General features: G+C 70.6%; 1 protein-coding gene. It reads right to left on the reverse strand.

Translation table 11 applies throughout. The annotated features are described in order from the left end of the window. Window positions 1-476 (reverse strand): acyl-CoA dehydrogenase family protein (locus tag C1J00_RS44120; RefSeq protein ID WP_180989945.1); only part of this gene is annotated, 476 nt, incomplete at both ends.

The raw sequence follows: 476 nt of genomic DNA on the forward strand, positions 1-476 counted from the left end.
GCTCCCCCACCAGGTAGCCGACCGCGCCCGGGTGGCCGTCCGGCCGGTGCACCCCGTCGCCGAAGTTGAGCAGCGTGTTGGTGGTCCCCCGGTAGCCCATCTTGTGGTTCAGACCGACCAGCACCACGTCGTTGCGGGCGCCGAGCGCGCCGCCGTCGTCGAGGAGCACCTTCGGCACGATGAACAGCGAGATCCCCTTGACCCCGGGCGGGCCGCCGGGGATCCGGGCCAGCACCAGGTGGACGATGTTCTCCGCCAGTTCGTGGTCACCGCCGGAGATCCACATCTTGGTGCCGAACAGCCGGTACGTCCCGTCGTCCTGCCGCTCGGCCCGTGTGGTGATGTCGGCCAGCGAGCTGCCCGCCTGCGGCTCGGACAGGCACATGGTCCCGAAGAAGCGTCCCCGCACCATCGGCCGGACCCAGGTGTCGACCTGCTCCGTGCTGCCGTACGCCAGCAGCAGGTTGGCGTTGCCC

Origin of the sequence: Streptomyces cahuitamycinicus (assembly GCF_002891435.1) — a bacterium.
GTDB lineage: Bacteria > Actinomycetota > Actinomycetes > Streptomycetales > Streptomycetaceae > Streptomyces > Streptomyces cahuitamycinicus.